This is a genomic window from Aeromicrobium sp., assembly GCF_023146395.1.
Lineage (GTDB): Bacteria > Actinomycetota > Actinomycetes > Propionibacteriales > Nocardioidaceae > Aeromicrobium.
In genome coordinates this window covers 182,410-203,871 of sequence record NZ_JAGLCD010000004.1, presented here as the reverse complement: position 1 = coordinate 203,871, position 21,462 = coordinate 182,410, and the positions used below count along the sequence as shown (strand labels likewise).

26 protein-coding genes are annotated in these 21,462 nt (G+C 71.1%); 10 read left to right on the top strand and 16 right to left on the bottom strand.

All coding sequences use genetic code 11. The annotated features are described in order from the left end of the window. Positions 1-213 precede the first annotated feature (213 nt). The 3 genes from KAG51_RS03030 to KAG51_RS03020 all read left to right on the top strand — a co-directional run bounded on the left by KAG51_RS03030 (position 214) and on the right by KAG51_RS03020 (position 1,688). A complete protein-coding gene (locus tag KAG51_RS03030; RefSeq protein ID WP_290580486.1) occupies positions 214-588 on the top strand; it encodes a DUF2256 and DUF3253 domain-containing protein in 375 nt (124 codons plus the stop codon). Positions 589-628: 40 nt separating this feature from the next. Then, positions 629-1,042 (top strand): VOC family protein, encoded by a 414-nt coding sequence (locus tag KAG51_RS03025; protein ID WP_290580484.1) that lies wholly within the window; start codon positions 629-631, stop codon positions 1,040-1,042. An 82-nt stretch (positions 1,043-1,124) separates the two neighbouring features. Next, a complete protein-coding gene (locus KAG51_RS03020) occupies positions 1,125-1,688 on the top strand; it encodes a DNA starvation/stationary phase protection protein (RefSeq protein WP_290580482.1) in 564 nt (187 codons plus the stop codon). Here KAG51_RS03020 and KAG51_RS03015 read toward each other — a convergent pair. Then, positions 1,681-2,394, bottom strand: coding sequence for a gamma-glutamyl-gamma-aminobutyrate hydrolase family protein (locus KAG51_RS03015; protein WP_290580479.1), 714 nt, complete (start codon positions 2,392-2,394; stop codon positions 1,681-1,683). The two genes, KAG51_RS03020 and KAG51_RS03015, sit on opposite strands and share 8 nt — an antisense overlap. Before the next feature lie 123 nt (positions 2,395-2,517). Here KAG51_RS03015 and KAG51_RS03010 point away from each other — a divergent pair, with 123 nt between their 5' ends. The 3 genes from KAG51_RS03010 (at position 2,518) to KAG51_RS03000 (ending at position 4,088) form a co-directional block, all read left to right on the top strand. Then, complete coding sequence (locus KAG51_RS03010; RefSeq protein ID WP_290580477.1) at positions 2,518-2,757, top strand: hypothetical protein; 240 nt, start codon at positions 2,518-2,520, stop codon at positions 2,755-2,757. A gap of 96 nt (positions 2,758-2,853) precedes the next feature. Then, a complete protein-coding gene (locus tag KAG51_RS03005; RefSeq protein ID WP_290580475.1) occupies positions 2,854-3,396 on the top strand; it encodes a DUF6318 family protein in 543 nt (180 codons plus the stop codon). Positions 3,397-3,584: 188 nt separating this feature from the next. Next, positions 3,585-4,088 carry a hypothetical protein gene (locus tag KAG51_RS03000; RefSeq protein ID WP_290580473.1) on the top strand — a complete coding sequence of 168 codons (504 nt, stop codon included), beginning with the start codon at positions 3,585-3,587 and terminating at the stop codon, positions 4,086-4,088. Between the two features lie 143 nt (positions 4,089-4,231). Here the strand turns inward: KAG51_RS03000 and KAG51_RS02995 are convergent, their stop codons facing one another. Beyond that, entirely contained in the window at positions 4,232-4,666 is a 435-nt protein-coding gene (locus tag KAG51_RS02995; protein WP_290580471.1) for a LysM domain-containing protein, read from the bottom strand. Between the two features lie 291 nt (positions 4,667-4,957). Here KAG51_RS02995 and KAG51_RS02990 point away from each other — a divergent pair, with 291 nt between their 5' ends. After that, positions 4,958-5,857, top strand: coding sequence for a YihY/virulence factor BrkB family protein (locus KAG51_RS02990; protein WP_290580469.1), 900 nt, complete (start codon positions 4,958-4,960; stop codon positions 5,855-5,857). Between the two features lie 31 nt (positions 5,858-5,888). Further along, the gene (gene lexA / locus KAG51_RS02985; protein WP_290580467.1) at positions 5,889-6,620 is read left to right on the top strand and encodes a transcriptional repressor LexA; all 732 of its coding nucleotides are present in this window, start codon (positions 5,889-5,891) and stop codon (positions 6,618-6,620) included. A gap of 47 nt (positions 6,621-6,667) precedes the next feature. On the opposite strand, the gene galE is transcribed toward lexA, so the two are convergent. From galE to trpC, 6 genes are read right to left on the bottom strand one after another with little or no spacing between them, the layout of a single operon-like run. Beyond that, positions 6,668-7,627, bottom strand: a complete 960-nt coding sequence (galE, locus tag KAG51_RS02980; protein ID WP_290580465.1) for a UDP-glucose 4-epimerase GalE — start codon at positions 7,625-7,627, stop codon at positions 6,668-6,670. A 37-nt stretch (positions 7,628-7,664) separates the two neighbouring features. Beyond that, the gene (locus KAG51_RS02975; RefSeq protein ID WP_290580463.1) at positions 7,665-9,608 is read right to left on the bottom strand and encodes an ATP-dependent DNA helicase; all 1,944 of its coding nucleotides are present in this window, start codon (positions 9,606-9,608) and stop codon (positions 7,665-7,667) included. 53 nt (positions 9,609-9,661) lie between these two features. Continuing rightward, on the bottom strand, positions 9,662-10,594 hold the full coding sequence (gene lgt, locus KAG51_RS02970) for a prolipoprotein diacylglyceryl transferase (RefSeq protein WP_290580461.1): 933 nt from the start codon (positions 10,592-10,594) through the stop codon (positions 9,662-9,664). Continuing rightward, on the bottom strand, positions 10,591-11,409 hold the full coding sequence (gene trpA / locus KAG51_RS02965) for a tryptophan synthase subunit alpha (RefSeq protein ID WP_290580459.1): 819 nt from the start codon (positions 11,407-11,409) through the stop codon (positions 10,591-10,593). Before trpA ends, lgt begins: the two co-directional genes overlap by 4 nt. A 2-nt stretch (positions 11,410-11,411) precedes the next feature. Further along, the gene (gene trpB, locus KAG51_RS02960; RefSeq protein WP_290580457.1) at positions 11,412-12,629 is read right to left on the bottom strand and encodes a tryptophan synthase subunit beta; all 1,218 of its coding nucleotides are present in this window, start codon (positions 12,627-12,629) and stop codon (positions 11,412-11,414) included. 5 nt (positions 12,630-12,634) lie between these two features. Next, a complete protein-coding gene (gene trpC / locus KAG51_RS02955) occupies positions 12,635-13,441 on the bottom strand; it encodes an indole-3-glycerol phosphate synthase TrpC (protein ID WP_290580455.1) in 807 nt (268 codons plus the stop codon). 169 nt (positions 13,442-13,610) lie between these two features. Here trpC and KAG51_RS02950 point away from each other — a divergent pair, with 169 nt between their 5' ends. Then, positions 13,611-13,991: a DUF4190 domain-containing protein gene (locus KAG51_RS02950; RefSeq protein WP_290580453.1), complete on the top strand. Its 381-nt coding sequence runs from the start codon at positions 13,611-13,613 to the stop codon at positions 13,989-13,991. 135 nt (positions 13,992-14,126) lie between these two features. After that, positions 14,127-14,618 (top strand): DUF4190 domain-containing protein, encoded by a 492-nt coding sequence (locus tag KAG51_RS02945; protein WP_290580451.1) that lies wholly within the window; start codon positions 14,127-14,129, stop codon positions 14,616-14,618. A 15-nt stretch (positions 14,619-14,633) separates the two neighbouring features. Here the strand turns inward: KAG51_RS02945 and KAG51_RS02940 are convergent, their stop codons facing one another. From KAG51_RS02940 to priA, 8 genes are read right to left on the bottom strand one after another with little or no spacing between them, the layout of a single operon-like run. Beyond that, a complete protein-coding gene (locus KAG51_RS02940) occupies positions 14,634-15,086 on the bottom strand; it encodes a DUF2752 domain-containing protein (protein WP_290580449.1) in 453 nt (150 codons plus the stop codon). A gap of 2 nt (positions 15,087-15,088) precedes the next feature. Next, entirely contained in the window at positions 15,089-15,280 is a 192-nt protein-coding gene (locus KAG51_RS02935; RefSeq protein WP_290580447.1) for an HGxxPAAW family protein, read from the bottom strand. A 44-nt stretch (positions 15,281-15,324) separates the two neighbouring features. Beyond that, positions 15,325-15,945 (bottom strand): Trp biosynthesis-associated membrane protein, encoded by a 621-nt coding sequence (locus KAG51_RS02930; RefSeq protein WP_290580445.1) that lies wholly within the window; start codon positions 15,943-15,945, stop codon positions 15,325-15,327. Between the two features lies 1 nt (position 15,946). Next, positions 15,947-16,285: a phosphoribosyl-AMP cyclohydrolase gene (hisI, locus tag KAG51_RS02925; protein WP_290580444.1), complete on the bottom strand. Its 339-nt coding sequence runs from the start codon at positions 16,283-16,285 to the stop codon at positions 15,947-15,949. Continuing rightward, positions 16,282-18,126 carry an ABC transporter ATP-binding protein gene (locus KAG51_RS02920; RefSeq protein ID WP_290580442.1) on the bottom strand — a complete coding sequence of 615 codons (1,845 nt, stop codon included), beginning with the start codon at positions 18,124-18,126 and terminating at the stop codon, positions 16,282-16,284. The genes hisI and KAG51_RS02920 overlap by 4 nt, the downstream gene beginning before the upstream one ends. Next, positions 18,119-19,924, bottom strand: a complete 1,806-nt coding sequence (locus KAG51_RS02915; protein WP_290580440.1) for an ABC transporter ATP-binding protein — start codon at positions 19,922-19,924, stop codon at positions 18,119-18,121. The genes KAG51_RS02920 and KAG51_RS02915 overlap by 8 nt, the downstream gene beginning before the upstream one ends. Continuing rightward, positions 19,921-20,682, bottom strand: coding sequence for an imidazole glycerol phosphate synthase subunit HisF (hisF, locus tag KAG51_RS02910; protein ID WP_290580438.1), 762 nt, complete (start codon positions 20,680-20,682; stop codon positions 19,921-19,923). Before hisF ends, KAG51_RS02915 begins: the two co-directional genes overlap by 4 nt. Next, positions 20,679-21,440: a bifunctional 1-(5-phosphoribosyl)-5-((5-phosphoribosylamino)methylideneamino)imidazole-4-carboxamide isomerase/phosphoribosylanthranilate isomerase PriA gene (gene priA, locus KAG51_RS02905; RefSeq protein ID WP_290580436.1), complete on the bottom strand. Its 762-nt coding sequence runs from the start codon at positions 21,438-21,440 to the stop codon at positions 20,679-20,681. Before priA ends, hisF begins: the two co-directional genes overlap by 4 nt. Between the last annotated feature and the right edge of the window lie 22 nt (positions 21,441-21,462).

Sequence of the window (21,462 nt, the reverse complement as noted above, 5' to 3'; positions counted from 1 at the left end):
CCCAGATGTAGTGGCTACCGTACGTGGTCGGGGCAGGTCGCGCAAGCATCCTCGCGCGCGGCACTGACTATTTTCGGCGTGCGGACATTTGTGCAGGTCATGGCGTTGCCGAGGTCCCACCCGTCACACGAGCACCACGTCGCGGCCAGTCGGACTGGCCCGATCGGACCAGACCGACGAGCCCTCGCCCGCTCCCCTGGGCAGACTGGAGCGATGGCTCCCCCTGCCAAGACCTGCGCCTCCTGCGGACGCACGATCCAGTGCCGCAAGAAGTGGGAACGCGACTGGGACTCCGTGCGATTCTGCAGTGCGGCCTGTCGTCGCCGCGGCGTCACCACGGTCGACGCCCAGCTCGAGAGCACGATCCTGGAGCTCCTGGCCCAACGTTCGCCGACCTCCAGCATCTGTCCGTCCGACGCCGCACGTGCCGTCGGACAGCCTGACGACTGGCGCGACCTCATGGAGCCCGCGCGCCGCGCCGCCCGGCGGTTGGTCGCAGCCGGGGAGGTCGAGATCACCCAGCACGGGCACGTCGTCGACCCGTCGACGGCGGCCGGACCCATCCGGATCCGCCGCAGCCGGTCATGACCCCTTGTGGCGCACCCGGACGCGGGTGGAGGCTGTCGCCATGGCGACCTCACTCAACCCGTACCTGAACTTCTCCACCGAGGCCCGAGAGGCCCTGGAGTTCTACTGCGCGGCGCTCGGCGGCGAGCTGAGCATCATGACCTTCGGCGAGTCCGGCATGTCCGACGACCCGGCTCAGGCCGATCTCGTGATGCACGGCCAGGTCACGACGCCCCACGGTCTCGTGCTGATGGCCTCGGACACGCCGCCCGGCGGCGACAGCCCGCAGCACGGCACCCACGTCAACGTCTCGCTGAGCAGCGACGACACGGACCTGCGGCCGATCTGGGACAAGCTCACCGAGGGAGCCGAGATCGTCGTCCCCTTCGAGCCGGCTCCGTGGGGCGACGTGTTCGGCCTGTTCAACGACCGGTTCGGCATCGCCTGGCTCGTCAATCAGGCAAGCCTGGGCTGACCTGAACTTCCTGCAATCCCGGCATTTCAGGGCGATCCGCGCTCCGGTTGCGAGGCATGATTTGCGGCGTACCGTCGAAGACATGAGCACCCCCAAGTTCACGATTCCCGGACTCACCGACGCCGAGGGCGAGAAGCTCGCAGGCATCCTGCAAGAGCGCCTCCACGCCCTCAACGACCTGGCCCTGACCTTGAAGCACGTCCACTGGAACGTCGTCGGCCCGCACTTCATCGCGGTGCACGAGATGATCGATCCGCACGTGATCGAGGTACGCGACGCGGTCGACGAGACCGCCGAGCGCATCGCCACGCTGGGCGCCTCGCCCAACGGCCTCACGGGCGATCTGGTCAAGACCCGCACGTGGGAGGACTACTCCCTCGGCCGCGCCACGACCAACGAGCACCTCGGCGCGCTCGATCTGGTCTACCAGGGCGTCATCGCCGACCACCGCAAGGCGCAGGAGGCCGTCGCCGACCTCGACGCGGTCACCGAGGACATGCTGATCGCCCAGCTGCGCGCCCTGGAGCTGTTCCACTGGTTCGTCCGCGCCCACCTGGAGAACACCGGCGGCGAGCTCAGCAGCGCCGGCGCCGGGTCGGAGCAGGGCGCCGCCGACCAGGCCAGCGCTGCCGACACCGTCAGCTGAGGTTCGTGCCGCCCTCGACACCGAGATAGTCGAGGGCGGCGTCGACCAGGGCGAACGCCCGGGTGCGCGCCTGCGGAGCCAGACGACGAGCCTCACGCACGAGCTCGTCAGCATCGGCCTCCGCGGCGCGCACCGTCGTCTTCGCCTCGGCGACCCACTGCGCGTAGACCTCCGGCACCACCTCAGGGTGGAACTGCCAGGCGATGGCCCGCGCCCCGTGCGTCTCCTCGATGAAGCACTGCGGTCCGTGCCACGTGGAGCCGAGCACCTCGGCGTTCTGCGGCGGCACGAACGTGTCGTGGTGGAACTGGCCCCACGGGCCGATGGGACACAGCACGTGGTCGACCGAGTCGACTCGCACCCACCCGACCTCGGGCTCGGCCATGCGGTACGAGTGACCACCCAGGGCCCGCGCCATGAGCTGCGCGCCGAAGCAGATCCCCATGACGGGCGTGCCGGCGGCCAGCGAGCCGCGCACCCAGTCGGACTCGGCCATCACGTCGCGCACGTACCGGGGGTCGTGCGCCGACCGGTGCGACCCCAGCAGGAGCAGCAGGTCGACGCGGGGACCCTCGCCGGCGACCTCGCCCCGATCGGGAAGTGCGCCGCGGTCGACGAACTCGACGGCGGCTCCGAGCTGACGGAGCCGCTCGGTCACGTAGCCACCCTCGCGGTCGGTCTCGTCGGCGATCACCACGACACGCATGCCGACCATTCTCCCCTGCCGCCCCAGCCCGAGTTGTCCACAGGCCGGCGCCAGCGCGGCTGACACCTAGCGTGTCCTTGCCTAGGTTCATCGCCAACGAGCGACGACACATCGGGGGATGTCATGAACAGGATGCGATGGGCCGTGGCGAGTGCCGCGCTGCTGGGAGTCGCCGCGTGCGGCACGCAGGGCGAGAGCACACACGGCGATGGTCTCGGCACGAGCGTGCCGACGGCCTCCAGCACACCGACGGCCAGCACCGACCGCGGACCTGACCGGTACACGCCGCCCACCGGGGAGTGCGGCGTCACGCTGATCTGCGGGCTCGGAGCCGGACCCGACGGCCCCGTGACGGCCCCGTGACATCGGCCGAGCTGCCCGCACGCCGGGTCGACGGGTGGCTGACAAGTGCGGCACGGGGTCGTTACCTTCGGACCTCGATGACGATCGGGGGATCTCATGCGTAGGACGTGGTGGTCGAGCCTGGCCCTGGCGGCCGTGCTGCTCGCTGGCTGCTCCGGGGACCCGAAGCCTCGGGAACCGGACCCGTCCGGGTCAGAGACCCCAAAACCCTCCGCGACTCCCCCGCCCCTGCCGGAGGCCGCGACGCAGGAGACAGCCGAAGGGGCCGCCAGCTTCGTCGACCACTACGCCGACGTGCTCACATATTCGTCACATACTGGCGACACGCTGCCGTTGCGAGAAGCTAGCGATCCAAGTTGCCAAGGTTGCGCCACCTACGCGGACCTCTTTGAAGAGCGTCACAAGGCCGGCGGCTGGCGAACGGGCGGCGCGTGGACCGCCGGAGAAGTTCAGGTGAGCCAGTTCGGTGTTGATATCGCTCTCGTGACCGAACTAAAGACTGGCGCCGGTACCGTCAAGGAGAATTCGGACTCAGAACCACGCGATTTTGACCAACAGTCTGAAGTCGTAACGTTCGTCGCCTCGTATGCCGGGGGCAAATGGACGATGCTTGGGTTCGCTGCCGGGGACCAAACATGAGAAGCGCTCTGGCTGCCTTCACCTCCTTGGCTCTCTGCGCCTCTGCCGCAACGAGCGCTCGCGCTGTTGGCGTGACACCCGACCCGGATTCTCCTGGCCTCGTGCTCGAACACCAAGAGGAGATCACCCCGCGCATGCCTTCTCCTGACGGGGATCAGGTGGCGGCACCGCAGGAGCCAACGACCTGCGTGGTGACCGGACAGCTGCGCACCTGCCCGGGCAGATCGGTCGAGGTCCTCATGCCGGGCGACCCGAGCCTGGACGCGGAGATTCGCAGCGCGGTCGAGTCGGTCGGGCTACCGGCGCTCGCGCTGAGGATCCAGCCTGGTGGGGAGACGCTCGTGAACGTCGCCACGATCTTCCACACCGAGGCCCCGGAGTTCCGCCACTCCACGATCCTGCTCGGGCAGGCCGTCGAGATCGTCGCGACACCGCAGCGGTTCACCTGGCACCACGGCGATGGGACCACCCAGACGACCTCCAGCCCCGGGGCGCCGTATCCCTCGACGGAGGTGACCCACCGCTACACCCAGGTCGCCACCGGCCTGACAGCCCGGGTCGACGTCGGCTACCGCGTCTCCTACCGGGTCAACGGAGGCAGCTCGCAGGAGATCGATCAGCTGATCACCGCCTCCGGGCCTCCCACCGGTCTCGACGTGGCCGAGGCGGCTCCCGTCGTGGTGGCTCCGTGAGAAGCACCCCGACACGACATCGGGCAGTCACGGCCTTCCCCAGCGCGTGACTGCCCGATGACACGTCCGGGCGAGGCCCGGACAGGGCCGGTCGGCGGGCATCAGTCTCAACCCAAGGCCCGCCGACCAGGTCGGTGATGGCGTCAGTCGGTCGCGTAGACCGGCACGGACAGCTTGGTGCCCATCTGCAGCGTCTCGCCGTCGACCAAGGAGTTGAGCCGCACGATGTCGGCCATCGTGTCGCGGATGTCGCCGCCCGGGTTGGCCTCACCGGCGATGGACCACAAGGTCTCGCCCGGCTGGACCGTGATGCTCGTGGTGCCCGTGACGACCCCGGCATCGCTCGTGGCGGCCGTTCCGGAGCCGAAGACGACCATGAGCGCCGTGATGATGGCCAGCGCCGCGACGACCAGCACGACCCGGCCGCGCCGGGTGAGCCGCACCGGTCCGGCAGGGACCTCTCGCGAAGGCGCGATCACCTCGTCGGCCACCGCGACCAGATGACGCGGCCGGGCAACGATCGGACGCTCCTGCGCCGGAAGGTCGAACAGCGGAAGCTCGTCGTGGGTGATGCTCATGGTGGTCTCCGAACGGGGAAGAGTGGAGGTTGGCGTGTTCTCTCGAACGTCCGCCCGGCGCCTCAGCCGAGGGATGTCATTCGATCGGGATCAGTGCGAACGGACGTTCGATCGAACACATGAACGACCATACGGGCCGGCACGGACAAAAGTGAAGACCCCACTCGAACAAATTTGCGAATACTTGCGAAAACCGCGCCTGACCTGCATCGATGCAACCGATGTGATCTGGAGCACGGGCCACGAGCTCCCGGCGCGCGCGGCCCCCGGGCTCCGCCTAGGCTCGAAGTCATGCCCATCGACCACCTGAAGACCGCCTGGAAGCTCGCCTCCGAGCGCAATGCGTCGCTCCTGGCGGCGGGCGTTGCCTTCTACGTGTTCCTCGCGCTTTTTCCCGCCACGATCGCGAGCCTGCTGGTGTACGGACTCGTGGCGAATCCCGACACGGTGGCCCGGCAGTCGGCGAGCATCGCCGACGCCCTGCCCGCCGATGCCGCCTCGGTCGTCACCGGACAGCTCGAGTCGCTCGCCACCACCTCCTCCAGCTCGCTCAGCATCGGGTTCGTCATCGCGGTGCTGCTGGCTCTGCAGAGCGCCAGCGGCGGCATGTCGAACCTGGTCACCGCGATCAACGCGATGCTCGGGAACCGCCAGACCCGGAGCTTCGTCAAGCAGAAGCTGTTCGCCCTCGGGCTCACAGCCGGCGCCGTGGCCTTCCTCGCCGTCACGATCACCCTGGTGGCGGTCGCTCCGCCGGTGCTAGATGCCCTGATCGACGTGCCCGGCCTGCGGATCGTGCTCGACCTCGTCCGCTTCCTGGTGCTGGCGGGGGCGATCGTGCTCGGCTTCGGCCTGGTCATCCGCACCGCGCCGGACGCCGACTCGGGCCAGGAGCGTCCCGAGCTCTGGTCCCCCGGCGTCACCGGCGCCGCTGTCGCGTGGCTCGTGGCGTCGGTCGGGTTCTCGCTGTACGTCGACAACTTCGGCAGCTACGGCAAGACGTACGGCGCGCTGGCCGGCGTGGTCGTGCTGCTCCTGTGGCTGTGGGTCGGCTTCTTCGCCCTGCTGATCGGCGCCGCCTACGAGGCGGTCGACGAGGGTGAGCGCCCGGCCGACCCGGAGAACACCGACGACGTCGACGTCGACGACCGTGCGGTCGACACCGACACGCCCAGTCGAACAGATGTTTGATCTCGTCGAACATCTGTCCTAGCGTTGTCGCATGACCACCGAGGACCCGGCCGACCGTTCCAACGTCAGCGAGCTTCCTGATGGCCCACCCGATGCCGATGGGCTGACCGCACGCCAGCGCCGCGTCCTGGAGTTCCTGCGCGACGAGGTCGCCCAGCGTGGATACCCGCCCAGCATGCGCGAGGTCGGCGCCGCCGTCGGCCTGCACAGCACCTCCTCCGTCTCGCACCAGCTCAAGCAGCTCGAGAAGATGGGCTACATCCGGCGCGATCCGTTCCGCCCGCGCGCGATGGAGATCTTCCTGCCCGACGGCCTCGGCGCGCGGCCCGCAGTCTCCTCGGCCGACGAGACCGTCGTCGACGAGACCGACATGCGCGAGACCCTTCCCGACGCCACCTACGTGCCGATGGTGGGCCGGATCGCGGCCGGTGGCCCCATTCTGGCCGAGGAGCGCGTCGAAGAGGTCTTCCCGCTGCCCAAGTCACTCGTGGGCGACGGCACGCTCTTCCTGCTCGAGGTCAGCGGCGACTCCATGATCGACGCCGCCATCTGCAACGGCGACTACGTCGTGATCCGCCAGCAGTCGGTGGCCGAGAATGGAGAGATCGTCGCCGCGATGCTCGACGGCGAGGCCACGGTCAAGACCTTCCAGCGCAAGAACGGCGAGGTCTGGCTGCTGCCGGCCAACCCGGAGTACTCCCCCATCGACGGCACGCACGCCACGATCCTCGGCAAGGTCACCGCGGTCCTGCGCCGGGTGTAACTCGGGAGAAGCCGCCTCCACCGTCGAGGTGGTCCCGCTACGGGTCGTCAGGCCTGCGGACCGGCGTTCCACGCACTGCGGAACATGTCGGCCACCGAGTACCGCACCTTCCAGTCCAGGTCCCGCTCCGCGAGCGCGCCGGACGCCACGATCCGCGCGGGGTCGCCGGGACGGCGCTCGCCGATCTCGGGCGTGAAGTCGATGCCGGAGACCTCGGCCGCAGCGTCCATGATCTGGCGCACCGACACCCCGTCGCCGCATCCGAGGTTGTAGACCCGCTCGAGGTCACGCCCCTCCAGCAGCGCCCGTGCGGCGACGACGTGCGCGTCCGCCAGGTCGGCGACGTGCACGTAGTCGCGCTCGCACGTGCCGTCGGCCGTGGGATAGTCGTCGCCGTTGATGCGCGGCGTTCGGCCCTCCCGCAGAGCGCTGATCACGAGCGGGAACAGGTTGTGCGGGCTGGAGTCGTAGAGCTCCGGCACGGCCGAGCCCACGACGTTGAAGTACCGCAGCGACGTGTGGCGGGTGCCCCACGCCCGCTCGGAGTCGCGGAGCAGCCACTCCCCGATGAGCTTGCTTTCGCCGTACGGGGACTCCGGCGAGGTCGGCGTGTCCTCGGTGACCAGGTCGACGTCGGGTGTGCCGTACGTCGCAGCGCTGGAGGAGAAGACGATGGCGTCGACGCCGCTGCGCTCCATCGCCTGCAGCAGGCTCACGGTGCCCTGCACGTTCTGCTCGTAGGTGTGCAGCGGGCGCTCGACCGAGACACCGGCGTACTTGTACCCGGCGAGATGCACGACGGCCTGCACGTCGTGGTCGGCCATCATGGCCTCGAGGGCCGCGGTGTCGAGCAGCGAGGCCTCGACGAACGGCACGGTGTCCGGGACGAACTCCCGGTGTCCGCTCGAGAGATCGTCGACCACGACGCAGTCCAGGCCCGCGAGCCCGAAGGCCCGCACCACGTGCGATCCGATGTAGCCGGCGCCGCCGGTGACCACGATGCTCATAGGGGGCGAGTCTAGGAGGTCGGCCCGTGCGACCGGCTCACGCCTTGGTGGCGAGCTCGTCGAGGCGCTCGAGCGCGGCCAGGACCGTGGCCTTGTCGGTCGTGCGCCACATCGGCGGCAACGACGACGCGAGGTAGCCGCCGTAGCGTGCGGTGGCCAGCCGCGAGTCGAGCACCGCGACGACGCCGCGGTCGTCGACCCGACGGATCAGCCGCCCCGCCCCCTGGGCCAGCAGCAGGGCCGCGTGGCTGGCCGCGACCGACATGAAGCCGTTGCCGCCTCGCTGCTCGACGAGTCGCTGCCGCGCCCCCATGAGGGGGTCGTCCGGACGCGGGAACGGGATCCGGTCGATCACGACGAGCTGGCACGTGGGCCCGGGGACGTCGAGTCCCTGCCACAGCCCGAGGGTGCCGAACAGACAGGCCGTCTCGTTCTGCACAAACGCGGCGGTGAGCTCGCTGAGGTGCGCCTCCCCCTGGACCAGCACCTCCAGGTCGGGAAGGCGTTCACGTACCTTCTCGGCCGCGGCCTCGGCGCCACGCCGGGAGGAGAACAGCCCCAGGGTGCGCCCGCCGGCCGCGGCGACGAGCTCGACGAGCTCGTCGGTGAACTGCGTGCTCGGGCCCTCGCGGCCCGGAGGAGGCAGGTGCTTGGCGACGTAGAGCATGCCCTGCTTGCCGTAGTCGAAGGGCGACCCGACGTCGATGCCCGTCCACTCGTGGTCGCCGAAGCCCAGCCCCACCGACCGGACGACTGCGTCGAAGCTGCCGCCCAGGGCGAGTGTGGCGCTGGTGAGCACCACCGTGCGGTCGGCGAAGACGCTGTTCGCCAGCATGCTCGCGACATCGAGCGGGGCCAGCTGGAGTCGAGGACCCGAGCGGGCCTCGGCGGCCCAGAGCACGTCGGCGTCGCCGTGCGCCGCCATGCGCTCCGCCACGGCTCGGACGTCGTCCAGCAGACCGCGGGCCTGCTGCCGCGCGGCATCGGGCTCACCCCCGCCCTTCTCGGAGGTAAAATCGGACAGGCAGGCTCGTGCGGAGTCGCGCACGAGAGCCAGCACGTCGAGCAGCTCGTCGGTGGGGCGGTCGATGCGCCCCTGCTCGGTGCGCGTGAGCACGTCGGCCAACGCATCGGACGCATCGGCGAGATCGTCGGCGGCCTGGCCGCCCTTGAGGTGACCGCGGGCCCGCCGGGCCGCGCGCTCGACCGCGACCGGCTCGAGCTCGACCGTGGCGGCCTGGGTCACACGCGCCGCGAGCTCGTGCGCCTCGTCGATCACGACGACGTCGTGCTCGGGCAGCGTGGGGACGTCGCCCTGCGCGTCGATCGCAAGCAGCGAGTGGTTGGTGACCACGAGCTGAGCCGCGTGGGCCGTGGCCTTGGCCTTCTCGGCGAAGCACTCCAGCGCGAAGCCGCACCGGGTGGCCCCCAGGCACTCGCGGGCCGTGACGCTGACCTGACGCCACCCGCGGTCGGTGTGCGACGGCGCCGACTCGCGGTCGCCCGGGCCGGAGTTCTCGGCCTGGTCCTCCGCCCACTCCCGCAGAGCCACCACCTCGGCGCCGAGCGTGCCCTCGGGGACGTCGACGAGCGTGCCCTGGTCGTCGGGCACGCCCACTCGAAGCCGGTGCAGGCACGCGTAGTTTGAGCGGCCCTTGAGCACCGCGTGGGACGGCACCGTGTCGAGCACGTGCGCAGCACCCTCGAGCAGGGCCGGGATGTCGCGCTGCACGAGCTGGTGCTGCAGGCCCAGGGTGGCCGTGGCGATCACGACCCGCTCGCCGTGCAGCAGGCTGGGCACGAGGTAGCCCAAGGACTTGCCGGTGCCGGTGCCGGCCTGCACCAGCAGGTGGCGGCCGTCGTCCATCGCGGCGGCGACGGCCTCGGCCATCTCGACCTGGCCTGGTCGCTCGACACCGCCGACCGACCCCACCGCGGCGTGGAGGACCTCCCGGACGCGGGACGAGTCGTCAGCAGGCATGCGCGTCACCCTAGCCGCGCGGGCGAACCCGGCGGCTGCGTCGTCCACACCGGTCAGGTCGTGTCGGGTCGGAGCGACTCGTCGGCGCCAGCAGCGTCGTCGGTCGACACGTCGGCGTCGTCGGACTCGTCGCCGGTCGACGTCGATGCCTCGTCGTTCGGATCGTCGGCGTTGGAGCTGAAGTCGCCGGGACCTGCGCCGCGGGTGAACCAGAACAGGAACGCGGCCACGGCGAAGACGATGAGCGAGGTCCACACGTTCAGGCGCCACGGCCCGATCTCGTTGACCTCGTCGATCCGGAGCTGCTCGATCCAGAACCGGCCGGCGGTGTAGAGCATGACGTACAGCCAGAACACGCGGTAGCCCGTGAAGCGGTAGCGGCGGTCGAGCCAGACCAGCACCGCGGCAGCGGCCAGGTTCCAGAGCATCTCGTACAGGAACGTGGGGTGGAACGTCGCGAACTGCAGGTAGCCGTCGGGCCGGTTGACCGGGTCGATCTCCAGGGCCCAGGGCAGGGTCGACGGCCCGCCGAAGAGCTCCTGGTTGAAGTAGTTGCCGATGCGGCCGACCGCCTGCGCCACCAGCAGGCCGGGGGCGATCGCGCCTGCGACGGCCGAGAAGGACACTCCCGCGCGACGCGCCGCGATGTAGGCGCCGAGCGCGCCGCCGGCGATGCCGCCCCAGATGCCGAGGCCGCCCTCCCAGATGTACAGGGCGCGGATCGGCTCCTTGCCGGCCGCGAAGTAGAGCTCCGGGTCGGTGGCCACGTGGTACAGCCGGGCGCCGACGATGCCGAACGGAATGGCCCAGATCGCGATGTCGGCGATGACGCCCTCGCGACCGCCGCGGGCCTGGAACCGGCGCTCACCGATCCAGATCGCCAGCAGCGCGCCGATGATGATTCCGAGCGCATAGGCGCGCAGCGGGAAGGGGCCGATCTCCCAGACACCCGTCTCGGGGCTCGGGATGTAGGTCACGAGGGTCACGGTCGCTCCATTCCGGCCCGCAGCTCGCGGGTCAGGGCAGCCAGGGCGTCGAGGCCCTGCTGCTCGTCGTCGGTGTCCAGCAGGCATCGCACGAGGGCCGAGCCCACGATCACGGCGTCGGCGAAGGCGGCGACCTCAGCGGCCTGCGCACCGTTGCTGACCCCCAGGCCGACGCCCACGGGCTTGTCGGTGACCTCGCGGATGCGGGCCACGAGCTCGGGCGCGAGGCTGGAGGTCTCGGTGCGCTGGCCCGTCACGCCCATCACGGCGGTGGCGTAGATGAACCCGCTGGCGGCCTCGGCCGTCATGAGGAGGCGCTCGTCGGTCGAGGACGGCGCCACGAGGTAGATGCGGTCGAGGTCGTGCGCCCGGGACGCCTTCTCCCAGTCGACGCCCTCGTCGGGAATCAGGTCGGGCGTGATGAGGCCGGCGCCGCCGGCCTCGGCGAGCTGCGCCGCGAAGCGGTCGACGCCGCGGCGCTCGACCGGGTTCCAGTAGGTCATGACGACCGTGGGCACACCGAGCCCGGCCGTGGCCCGGACGACCTCGAAGACGTCGTCGACCTTGGTGCCGGCCTCGAGTGCCGCGCCGGCCGCGGCCTGGATCGTGGGTCCGTCCATCACGGGGTCGCTGTACGGCAGGCCGACCTCGACCAGGTCGACGCCGTTCTCGACCATCGTGGCGATCGCGCGGATCGAGCGTTCGACCGTGGGGAACCCGGCGGGCAGGTAGCCGACGAGCGCGGCGCGGTTCTCGGCGCGGGTACGGGCGAAGAGCTCGTCGATCCGGGACGTCCCGGCGTCGCTGTCCGACACGTTCAGCGCCCCTCGGCGAGCAGGCCGAAGTACTCGGCGGCGGTATGGACGTCCTTGTCGCCGCGCCCCGACAGGTTGACCAGGATCGTGGCGTCGGGTCCGAGCTCGCGGGCGAGGTCGAGCGCACCCGCGAGCGCGTGCGCCGACTCGATCGCGGGGATGATGCCCTCGGTCTTGCACAGCAGGTCGAAGGCCGACATGGCCTGGGCGTCGGTCGCGGGGCGGTAGGTCGCCCGCCCGATGTCGGCCAGGTGCGCGTGCTCCGGGCCGACGCCCGGGTAGTCGAGCCCGGCGCTGATCGAGTGCGACTCGATCGTCTGGCCGTCGTCGTCCTGCAGCAAGAACGAGCGGGCCCCGTGCAGCACGCCGACCTGGCCGCCGGTGATCGTGGCGGCATGACGGCCGGTCTCGACGCCGTCGCCACCGGCCTCGACGCCGAGGATGCGCACGTCGGCGTCGTCGACGAACGCCGTGAACATCCCGATCGCGTTCGAGCCGCCGCCGACGCACGCCACGACGGCGTCGGGCAGCTTCCCGTCGAGGGCGAGGGTCTGGGCCCGCGCCTCGTCACCGATGCCGCGCGTGAGCTCGCGCACCATGGTCGGGAACGGGTGCGGACCTGCCGCGGTGCCGAACAGGTAGTGCGTCGAGTCGACCGTGGTGACCCAGTCGCGCAGGGCCTCGTTGATGGCGTCCTTGAGCGTGCGGCTGCCGGTCGTGACCGGCACGACCTCGGCGCCGAGCATGCGCATGCGGGCCACGTTCAGCGCCTGGCGCTCGGTGTCGACCTCGCCCATGTAGACGGTGCACTCGAGGTCGAGGTAGGCGCAGGCCGTGGCCGAGGCGACGCCGTGCTGACCCGCGCCGGTCTCGGCGATGCAGCGCGGCTTGCCGATGCGCTTGGCCAGCAGCGCCTGGCCGATGACGTTGCGGATCTTGTGGGCGCCGGTGTGGTTGAGGTCTTCGCGCTTGAGCAGGATGCGCGCCCCTGCCGCCTCGCTGAAGCGGTGCGCTTCGTAGAGCGGACTCGGCACGTTGGCGTACTCGCGCAGCATGCGGGCGAGCTCGGCCTGGAACACCGGGTCGACCTGGGCCGCCTCCCACTCACGAGTGATCTCGTCGAGCGGCGCGATCAGCGCCTCGGGCATGAAGCGGCCGCCGAACCGGCCGAAGTGGCCCGGGCCGTCGGGCAGGACGGGACCGTCCGAGAGAGTGGTCACGCAGGTCAGCTCCGGTGCTGGAGGGCGGGATGTGATCCGGCCGCGACGAGGTCGGCGACCGAGGCTCGAGGATCGTCGTCGCGCACGAGGGTCTCGCCCACGAGCACGACGTTGGCGCCGTGACGGCCGTACTCGATGACGTCGTGCGGTCCGCGTACGCCGGACTCGGCGACCGACACGACGCTCGCCGGGATCCGGGGGGCAAGTCGGGCGAAGGTGCCGCGGTCGACCTCGAGCGTCTTCAGGTTGCGGGCGTTGACGCCGATGAGGTCGGCCCCCGCCGCGACCGCCCGGTCAAGCTCGTCCTCGTCGTGGACCTCCACGAGCGGTGTCAGCCCGATGGACACGGCGCGCTCGATCAGGCTCTCGAGCACGATCTGCTCGAGCGCGGCCACGATCAGCAGCGCCATGTCGGCGCCGGCCGCGCGGGCCTCCCACAGCTGGTAGGAGGTCGTGATGAAGTCCTTGCGCAGGACGGGGACGTCGACCTTGGCCCGGACCGCGCGCAGGTCGTCGAGCGTGCCGCCGAAGCGACGCTCCTCGGTCAGGACGCTGATCGCCGCAGCACCGCCCGCGGCGTAGTCGGCGGCGAGCGAGGCCGGATCGGTGATGAGCGCGAGCTCGCCCTTGCTGGGGCTCGAGCGCTTGACCTCGGCGATGACCGAGACGCCTTCGGCCCGGAAGGCAGGCATCGGGTCGAGCGCCTCGGGCTGACGCGCAGCGCGGGACTTGAGGTCGTCCAGGCTCGTGACGGCCATGCGGTCCTCGAGGTCGGCAGCAGCGCCGGCAAGGATCTCGTCGAGAACGGACATGACACCTCCTGACACGGGACCGCCCCGGTCGAGGCGACTGTCCTCACAGGGTAGACCCGTCGCGGCGACGAAGGTGCAGGGGTGCCGGAGGGTGGACCGGCGCACCGGACCTGGCCGCCGGACCGGCGAGCGGGTGCCGGAGCCCGCGAACTCCACTAGTCTCCCGGGCATGTCGACCAACGAACCGAACGACACGTCAGGACTGCCCAGCTACGGCTCCACGCCGCCGCCCGAGGGTGGCTACCCTCCCCCCGGCTCCTACCCGCCCCAGGCGCCCGGAGGCTACGGGATGCCGTCCAAGACCAACGGCAAGGCGATCGCCTCGCTCGTGCTCGGCATCGTGAGCCTGTTCTGCTTCGGACTCATCACCGGAATCCTCGCGATCGTGTTCAGTCGCCTGGCGACGCAGGAGATCGAGTCCTCGCAGGGCACGCAGACCGGTGCGGGCATGGCCAAGGCCGGTCTCATCATGGGCATCATCGGCCTCGTGCTCTGGGCGGCCTACCTGCTGCTGGTGCTGACCGGCGCGCTGGACAACGCGTTCGCCTGATCCCGCCCCTCCTGCGCCGCGGCGCCGTCGGGCGTCGGCCCCTGGCCCGGCACCCGACGGCCCCGGCGGAGGATCGGAGCAGTCCGGGGCGCGGCCGCCCCGCGCGGTGGCATCCCGATCCACTACGGTCCTGCCATGTCGCCGTACCAGCCGGGCCAGCCCGCTGACCAGCCGGAGTCGGGTCCGCCGCACCCCGACGGCGCGCCTCAGCAACCCGGGCCACACCCGCCCCAGCAGCCGGCGGCATCGCCGTACGCCTACCCGTACTACCCGCCACAGGCCCCGTACTACGCCCCGCACGCGTCGTACGGCTACTACGCGCAGCCTCAGGGCAGCCAGCAGGCGCTCTGGTCCATGATCCTCGGCATCGCCTCGATCGCGAGCATCGTCGTGGCCATCTGCTTCTACGTCCCGGGCATCGCGCTCGGCATCCCGGCGATCATCCTGAGCTTCACGGCTCGCAAGGAGATCGCTCGGTCGAACGGGCTGCGCACCGGCTCCGGCCAGGCGACGGCAGGTCTCGTGACGGGCATCATCGGCATCGTGCTCAACGTGCTGCTCATCGCGTTCTTCATCGTGCTGTTCGCGACCGAGGGATTCGGCAGCGGGTCTTGGGACACCTACTGAGCCTGATGCCCCGGATCAGGGCTGCAGGCCGTGCCCCCACGGGGTCCAGCGCAGGATCGCGAACACCAGCATCGCTGCGGTCACGGCGATGAACCACGGCCGCGACAGCCGGATCCACGGCACGTCCTGACCGCGCGCCCGCCGGGCGACCCAGACGATCCACGCAACCCCCATGACGGCCACGAACGTCACGGCGGCGGCATTGCTGCTCAGCGCCGCCGCGACGTCGCCGCGCGTCAGGTCGTTCATGGCGCGCAGGCCGCCGCAAGCCGGGCAGGGCTCGCCGGTGATCAGCAGGAAGGGACAGAAGCCCCAGCTGCCGCTGGCATGCGGATCGCGCAGGTTGAGCGCGCCGAGGGCGAGCGCGCCGGCCCCTCCGAGGAGGAACGGGGCGCGCAGCAGCTCGGCGCGCGAGCGCTCCGCCCGAAGCGGCTCGGGCGGTGCAGGCGGGAGAGCCGCCTGGGTCATGGTCAGTGGCTCTTGGCGCCGCGGCCCGACTTGGACATGATCAGTCCGACCGGCCCGGCCACGAGCGCCACGACGCACCCGATCGTGAAGACGATCCAGTTGGGCTCGGGCACCAGTCCGATCCCACCGATCGTGGTGCCGATGAGGGCCAGCAGGACGGCGGTCCAGGCGGCGGGCGAGGATCCGTGCGACATGGTGGAGACTCCTGCGGTGGTCGGGCGGTCTGACGCAGGTCAGCCTACCGGGCCGGGCGACCGTCGTCGGCCTCGCGGTCCTCACCCGGGTCGTCGTCGGACGCGGTGGGGTCGAGTCCGGCGTCCATCGCCTTCCAGAGGTCGGAGCCGTCGGGCTCGACCACACGGGCCGAAGGTGACTCGTACCGACTGCCCATCGTCGGCCACGCGGCACCGTAGCGGACCACGAGCAGCCCCAGCAGCACCGCGACGGCGAATGCGGCGGCCGCCAGCCAGGGTCCGGCGTGGGTCGAGGAGCTGACCTCGACGCCCTGGCCGAAGGCGACGCTCTCGCGGACCGCGGCGTCGACGACGCCGTCAGGATCGGTGCGGGTCGCCACGATGCCACCGATCGACGCAACGACGACGAGCACACCGATGAGCCGGCGGAACCAGCCACCCGCGGCCAGCACACCGAGACCGGCCGCCACGATCACGACGGCGAGACCGGGCACGAGGGCCGACACGTCGGTGCCGGACGTCTCGATGACGGCCCCGGCGCCGCGACCGTCGCCGAGCGTCGTGGTGACCCAGGCGCGACGTCCGAGCACGAACGCCGCACCACCGGCCAGCACGAGGCCGAGGACCGTGGGCCCGAACCAGCGGCGAGGACTGCTGCCGGCCACGTCAGAGCAGCCGATCGGCGTCGAAGCACGTCGTGGCTCCGGTGTGACAGGTCGGGCCCGCGGGCACGGCCGTGACGAGCACGGTGTCGCCGTCGCAGTCGAGGCGGACCTCCCGCACGGCCAGGGTGTTGCCGGACGTCTCGCCCTTGACCCAGTACTCCTGGCGACTGCGGCTCCAGAAGGTCGCCGCGCCGGTCGTGAGCGTGCGGTGGAGCGCCTCGTCGTCCATCCAGCCGACCATCAGGACGTCGCGGGTCTGCGCGTCCTGCACGACGGCGGCGACGAGGCCGTTCGCGTTTCGGGAGAGGCGATCGGCGACGTCGGGGTTGAGTGCGCTCATGAGGTCAGTGTCCCAGCCGGGGCGTCGAGACCGAGCGAGGCCTGCGCGACCCAGCTCGCGTGCAGCCGCTGGTACACGCCGCCCGCACCCACGAGATCGGCGTGCGAGCCGTCCTCGACGAGGCGGCCCGCGTCGAACACCAGGACACGGTCGGCGTTCTCGGCGGTCGACAGGCGGTGCGCGATCGTGACGCTCGTGCGTCCGTCGAGCAGGACCTCGAGGGCACGCGTGGCACGCAGCTCGGTCTGCGGGTCGACCGCGCTCGTGGCCTCGTCGAGCACGAGGAAGGCAGGATCGGCCAGGGCCGACCGCACGAGCGCGACGAGCTGCCGCTCCCCTGCCGAGAGCGACTCACCGCGCTGGCCCACCCGGGTCTGCAGGCCGCGCGGGAGCGCCTCGAACCAGTCACTCAGGCCGAGGTCGCCGATCGCGGCGACGAGCTCGGCATCGGTGGCGGACCGGCGGCCGTAGCGGAGGTTCTCGGCCAGCGTGGAGTCGAACAGGAAGCCCTCCTGCGGCACCATCACGACGTGACGCCGCAGGTCGGCGAACGACACCTGGGCGATGTCGGCCCACTCGTCGTCGCGGCCGAGCGAGACCGTGCCCTGGGCGGGGTCCATCAGCCGGGTCAGCAGCTTCGCGAACGTGGTCTTGCCCGAGCCCGTCTCGCCGACGATCGCGATGCGCTGCCGCGGGGCGATCGTGACATCGACGTCGTCGAGCACCGTCGGGCCGTCGGGGTAGGCGAACCTGACGTGGGCGAACCGGGCGCCGAGGTCGCCCGTGGGCAGCGACGTGCCCGCCGGCCCGGGGTCGACGACGTCGGCGGGCGTCTCGAGCAGCTCGATCACGCGCCGCCACGACGCGACCGCGTTCTGGGCCTCGGTGATGACCTGCGTGGCCATCTGCGCGGGGCCGACGAACAGCGTGATGAGGAAGATGAAGGCGATGACGGTGCCCATCGAGAGACCACCGACGACCCCCAGCCACACCCCGACGCCGAGCGCGGCCGCGTTGGCCAGGCCGCCGATCAGGATCGCCGACGCGAACGTGATGCTCACGATCGTCTGTGCCTTGACGTTGGAGCGGTAGTTCGTCTGGATCGCGTCGTCGATGCGCTGCTGCGTGCGCGCCTCGATCGCGTAGGAGCGCACGACCGACGCCCCGACGACGGGCTCGGCGATCGTCGTGAGCAGGTCGGCGACGGTCTGGCGCACCCGGTCGTAGGCCACCGACATCCGCTCGGCGAAGAACTTCAGGCTCAGGACGAGCGGCACGAACACCGCGAGCACGACGAGCGTGAGCTCCCACGACAGGACCGCCATGACCACGACGGCCACGAGCATCTGACCGATGCTGAGCACCAGGATCATGCCGGTCGACTGCAGGAACAGCGAGATCTGGTCGATGTCGGAGGTGACCCGCGAGACGAGCGAGCCCCGGCGCTGGGTGTTCTGCGTGAGCATCGACAGGTCGTGCACGTGCCGGAACGCCCGCACCCGCAGCTGGGTCAGGCCGCGTTCGGTGCCCGTGAAGATCCGGACCTTCGCCGCCCAGCTCGCGACGCCCGAGATCAGCAGCAGCACGGCGGCGAGGGTCACCACGAGCACGATGCGACCGCTCTCGACCCCGCCCTGGGTGTCGCCCAGCCCGGAGTCGACCGAGCGCTGGACCACGATCGGCACGAGCGAGCTGCCGGCCGTGCCGAGCAGGGCCAGCAGCACGGTGTGACGCCAGCCCTGCGTGATGGCGGGGCTCAGCGCAAGACCGCGCCGGATGATGCGCAGGCTGCCCTCGCGCCTCGCCGGCTGCGTCGACGCGGCGGTGCGCGTATCACTCATGGTCGACCTCCTGACGGGCCTGGTCGTAGGCGTCGACGAGATCGCGGTACGCCGCGGACCGTTCGCGCAGCTCGGCATGGGTGCCGCGGTCGGCGATGCGGCCGTGGGCCAGGTGCACGACCTGGTCGGCCAGCGCGATCGTGGCCTTGCGGTACGCCACGACGAGCACGGTCGGTCCGCCGGACTGGGAACGCTCGGCGAGCGCCCGCAGGATCCGTTGCTCGACGTCGGGATCGAGGGCGCTCGTGGCGTCGTCGAGCACCAGCAGGCGCGGCGACCGCACCAGCGCCCGTGCCAGGGAGAGGCGCTGGCGCTGGCCACCGGAGAGCGACGTGCCGCGCTCGCCCAGCTGGGTGTCGAGCCCGTGCGGCAGGGCCGCCACGAACCGGTCGGCCTGCACGGTGCGCAGGACCTCCCAGACGGTGTCGTCGTCGAGATCGGCGTCGAGCGTGATGTTGCTGCGCACGGTGTCGTCGAACAGGAACGTCGCCTGCGGCACGAGCGCGACGGCCGCGGCCAGTGCCCCGTGCTCGACCTCGGTCACCGGTCGGTCGTCGAGCAGGACGCGCCCCTCGTCGGCGTCGACGAGCCGGGTCACGAGCGAGGCGAGGGTGCTCTTGCCGCTGCCGGTCGACCCCACGACCGCCGTGACGCTGCCGGGCTGCACCTCGAGGTCGAGGTCGGCGAGCACGGGCTCACCCGGCTCGTACGCGAACCCGAGCTTCTCGGTGCGCAGGCCGACGGGGCCCGATCCCGGCAGATCGGCGGGGCCGTAGGGGAAACGGGTCGGGTCGTCGAGCACCCCGCGGACGCGGTCCCAGCCGACGACCGTGCGTGGCAGCTCGGCGAGCACCCAGCCGATCGCCCGGACGGGCATCGCGACGATCGTGAACAGGTACGCGATCTGCACGACGTCGCCCGGCTCGGTGGCCCCGGACTCGATGCGACCGATGCCGAGCAGGACCACGAGCAGCACACCGATGCTCGGCAACGCCTCCAGGATCGGCTCGAAGACCGCCCGGACCCGGCCGACCGCGACATTGGCGTCGCGCAGCTGCTCCGAGACACCGGCGAACCGGGCCGTCTCCTCGTCCTCACGCCCCAGCGACTTCACGACGAGGGCCCCGTCGAAGGACTCGTGCGCCACCGCGGAGACGTCGCCGCGCAGGCTCTGTGCCTGGGCCATGCGCGGCCCCTGGCGGCGCTGGTAGACGACGTTGAGCACGAACAGCAGCGGGAAGACCACGAGACCCACCAGCGTCAGCACCGGATCGGCGACCAGCATCGTGACGACGGCGACGACGAGCATCGCGATGACCCCGATCGCCATCGGCAGCGGCATGAACACCATCCAGATCGCCTCGACGTCGGCGTTGGCGTTGGACAGCAGCTGGCCCGTGGGGTGCGACTGGTGCCAGGACATCGGCAGCTGGAGGTACTTGCGGGTCACGCGGCGACGGTCGCCGGCGACGAGGCGGTAGTAGACGATGCCACCGACCAGGCGACGGCCGACGACACCGATCATGCGCAGCAGCGCGACGCTGACGAACAGCAGCGCGCCCGCGACCAGGGCACCGGTCGCGACGTCGCCGTCGGCGAACGAGGGCCGGATCACGTGGTCGGTGGCCCAGCCCAGCACCCACGCGTCGGCCACCGTCGTGGCACCGAAGAGCACCGAGAAGGCGATCGAGAGCGAGAACAGGGCCTTCTGGCGACCGATGCCGACGCCGAGGACGCGCAGGCCCCGACGGGTCAGGTCGGTCGTGTCGGTGCCCCCGAGGTTGTCGAGAGCGGTCATCTGACGGTGTGGCCGGCAGCGCGCAAGGTGTCTTTCACGTCCTGGATGGTCAGGCTGCCGAAGTGGAACACACTGGCGGCAAGCACGGCGTCGGCGCCGGCCTCGACCGCTGGGGGGAAGTGTTCGAGCTTCCCGGCACCGCCACTGGCGATCAGTGGCACCTGTGTAACGCCGCGGACCGCCCGAATCATTTCCAGGTCGAAGCCCTGTTTCGTGCCGTCGGCGTCCATCGAGTTCAGCAGGACCTCGCCCGCCCCCAGCTCACTGGCCCGGCGCACCCACTCCACGGCGTCGATCCCGGCGCTCCGCCGGCCGCCGTGGGTCGTGACCTCGAAGCCGCTCGGCTGGTCCTGGGCACGGCGGGCGTCGACGCTCAGCACCAGCACCTGGTTGCCGAAGCGCTGCGAGATCTCCCCGATGACCTCGGGCCGGGCGATCGCCGCAGTGTTGATGCCGACCTTGTCAGCGCCGGCTCGCAGCAGCCGGTCGACGTCGTCGGCCGAGCGCACGCCACCGCCGACCGTGAGCGGGATGAAGACCTGCTCGGCGGTCTGCCCGACCATGTCGTAGGTCGTGCTGCGGTCGCCGCTGGAAGCCGTGATGTCGAGGAACGTGAGCTCGTCGGCACCGGCGGCGTCGTACACCCGCGCCATCTCCACCGGGTCACCCGCGTCACGCAGGTCGACGAAGTTGACTCCCTTGACGACCCGGCCCGCGTCGACGTCGAGACACGGGATGACCCGGACCGCGAGGGTCACGCTCCACCACGGCTGCCGGCGGCCTCGGCGGCGCCCTTGGTGATCGCGAGCGCCTCCTCGAGGGTGAACTGGCCGGTGTAGAGCGCCGTGCCGGCGATCGCCCCCTCGACACCGAGGCCCACGAGCCCCGACAACGCGCGGACGTCGTCGAGCGTCGTGACGCCGCCGGAGGCCACGACGGGACGCTTGGTGCGGCTGCAGACGTCGCGCAGCAGGTCCAGGTTCGGGCCCTGCAGCATGCCGTCCTTGTTGACGTCGGTGACGACGTAGCGCGCGCATCCCTCGGCGTCGAGGCGCGCGAGGGTCTCGTAGAGGTCGCCGCCGTCGCGGGTCCAGCCGCGGGCCGCCAGGGTCGTGCCCCGCACGTCGAGCCCGATCGCGACGCGGTCGCCCCACGTGGCGATGGCGCGGGCGCACCACTCGGGCTGCTCGAGCGCGGCAGTGCCGATGTTGACGCGGCGACATCCCGTGGCCATCGCGGCCTCGAGCGACTCGTCGTCGCGGATGCCGCCGGACATCTCGACCTGGATGTCGAGGCGACCGACGATCTCGGCCTGCAGCTCGCGGTTCTGGCCGTGCCCGAACGCGGCGTCGAGGTCGACCAGGTGCAGCCACTCGGCGCCGGCCTCCTGCCAGCGCAGCGCCGCCTGGATCGGGTCGCCGAACGCCTTCTCCGAGCCGTCGACGCCTTGCACCAGCTGGACGGCCTGGCCGCCCTTGATGTCGACGGCGGGCAGCAGCTCCAGGTAGTCACTCACGCGGGCGAGCCTATCGGTGGCG

What these genes read in the sequence shown, in the direction of transcription:
- KAG51_RS02920 (WP_290580442.1), bottom strand. Translation starts at nt 18,126, where the DNA reads ATGAGTGATACGCGCACCGCCGCGTCGACGCAGCCGGCGAGGCGCGAG.
- KAG51_RS02975 (WP_290580463.1), bottom strand. Translation starts at nt 9,608, where the DNA reads ATGCCTGCTGACGACTCGTCCCGCGTCCGGGAGGTCCTCCACGCCGCG.
- KAG51_RS02990 (WP_290580469.1), top strand. Translation starts at nt 4,958, where the DNA reads ATGCCCATCGACCACCTGAAGACCGCCTGGAAGCTCGCCTCCGAGCGC.
- hisI (WP_290580444.1), bottom strand. Translation starts at nt 16,285, where the DNA reads ATGAGCGCACTCAACCCCGACGTCGCCGATCGCCTCTCCCGAAACGCG.
- KAG51_RS02935 (WP_290580447.1), bottom strand. Translation starts at nt 15,280, where the DNA reads ATGTCGCACGGATCCTCGCCCGCCGCCTGGACCGCCGTCCTGCTGGCC.
- KAG51_RS03010 (WP_290580477.1), top strand. Translation starts at nt 2,518, where the DNA reads ATGAACAGGATGCGATGGGCCGTGGCGAGTGCCGCGCTGCTGGGAGTC.
- KAG51_RS02950 (WP_290580453.1), top strand. Translation starts at nt 13,611, where the DNA reads ATGTCGACCAACGAACCGAACGACACGTCAGGACTGCCCAGCTACGGC.
- lexA (WP_290580467.1), top strand. Translation starts at nt 5,889, where the DNA reads ATGACCACCGAGGACCCGGCCGACCGTTCCAACGTCAGCGAGCTTCCT.
- galE (WP_290580465.1), bottom strand. Translation starts at nt 7,627, where the DNA reads ATGAGCATCGTGGTCACCGGCGGCGCCGGCTACATCGGATCGCACGTG.
- KAG51_RS03015 (WP_290580479.1), bottom strand. Translation starts at nt 2,394, where the DNA reads ATGCGTGTCGTGGTGATCGCCGACGAGACCGACCGCGAGGGTGGCTAC.
- KAG51_RS02945 (WP_290580451.1), top strand. Translation starts at nt 14,127, where the DNA reads ATGTCGCCGTACCAGCCGGGCCAGCCCGCTGACCAGCCGGAGTCGGGT.
- KAG51_RS02940 (WP_290580449.1), bottom strand. Translation starts at nt 15,086, where the DNA reads ATGACCCAGGCGGCTCTCCCGCCTGCACCGCCCGAGCCGCTTCGGGCG.
- KAG51_RS03020 (WP_290580482.1), top strand. Translation starts at nt 1,125, where the DNA reads ATGAGCACCCCCAAGTTCACGATTCCCGGACTCACCGACGCCGAGGGC.
- KAG51_RS02915 (WP_290580440.1), bottom strand. Translation starts at nt 19,924, where the DNA reads ATGACCGCTCTCGACAACCTCGGGGGCACCGACACGACCGACCTGACC.
- KAG51_RS03005 (WP_290580475.1), top strand. Translation starts at nt 2,854, where the DNA reads ATGCGTAGGACGTGGTGGTCGAGCCTGGCCCTGGCGGCCGTGCTGCTC.
- trpC (WP_290580455.1), bottom strand. Translation starts at nt 13,441, where the DNA reads ATGTCCGTTCTCGACGAGATCCTTGCCGGCGCTGCTGCCGACCTCGAG.
- KAG51_RS03030 (WP_290580486.1), top strand. Translation starts at nt 214, where the DNA reads ATGGCTCCCCCTGCCAAGACCTGCGCCTCCTGCGGACGCACGATCCAG.
- KAG51_RS02995 (WP_290580471.1), bottom strand. Translation starts at nt 4,666, where the DNA reads ATGAGCATCACCCACGACGAGCTTCCGCTGTTCGACCTTCCGGCGCAG.
- KAG51_RS03025 (WP_290580484.1), top strand. Translation starts at nt 629, where the DNA reads ATGGCGACCTCACTCAACCCGTACCTGAACTTCTCCACCGAGGCCCGA.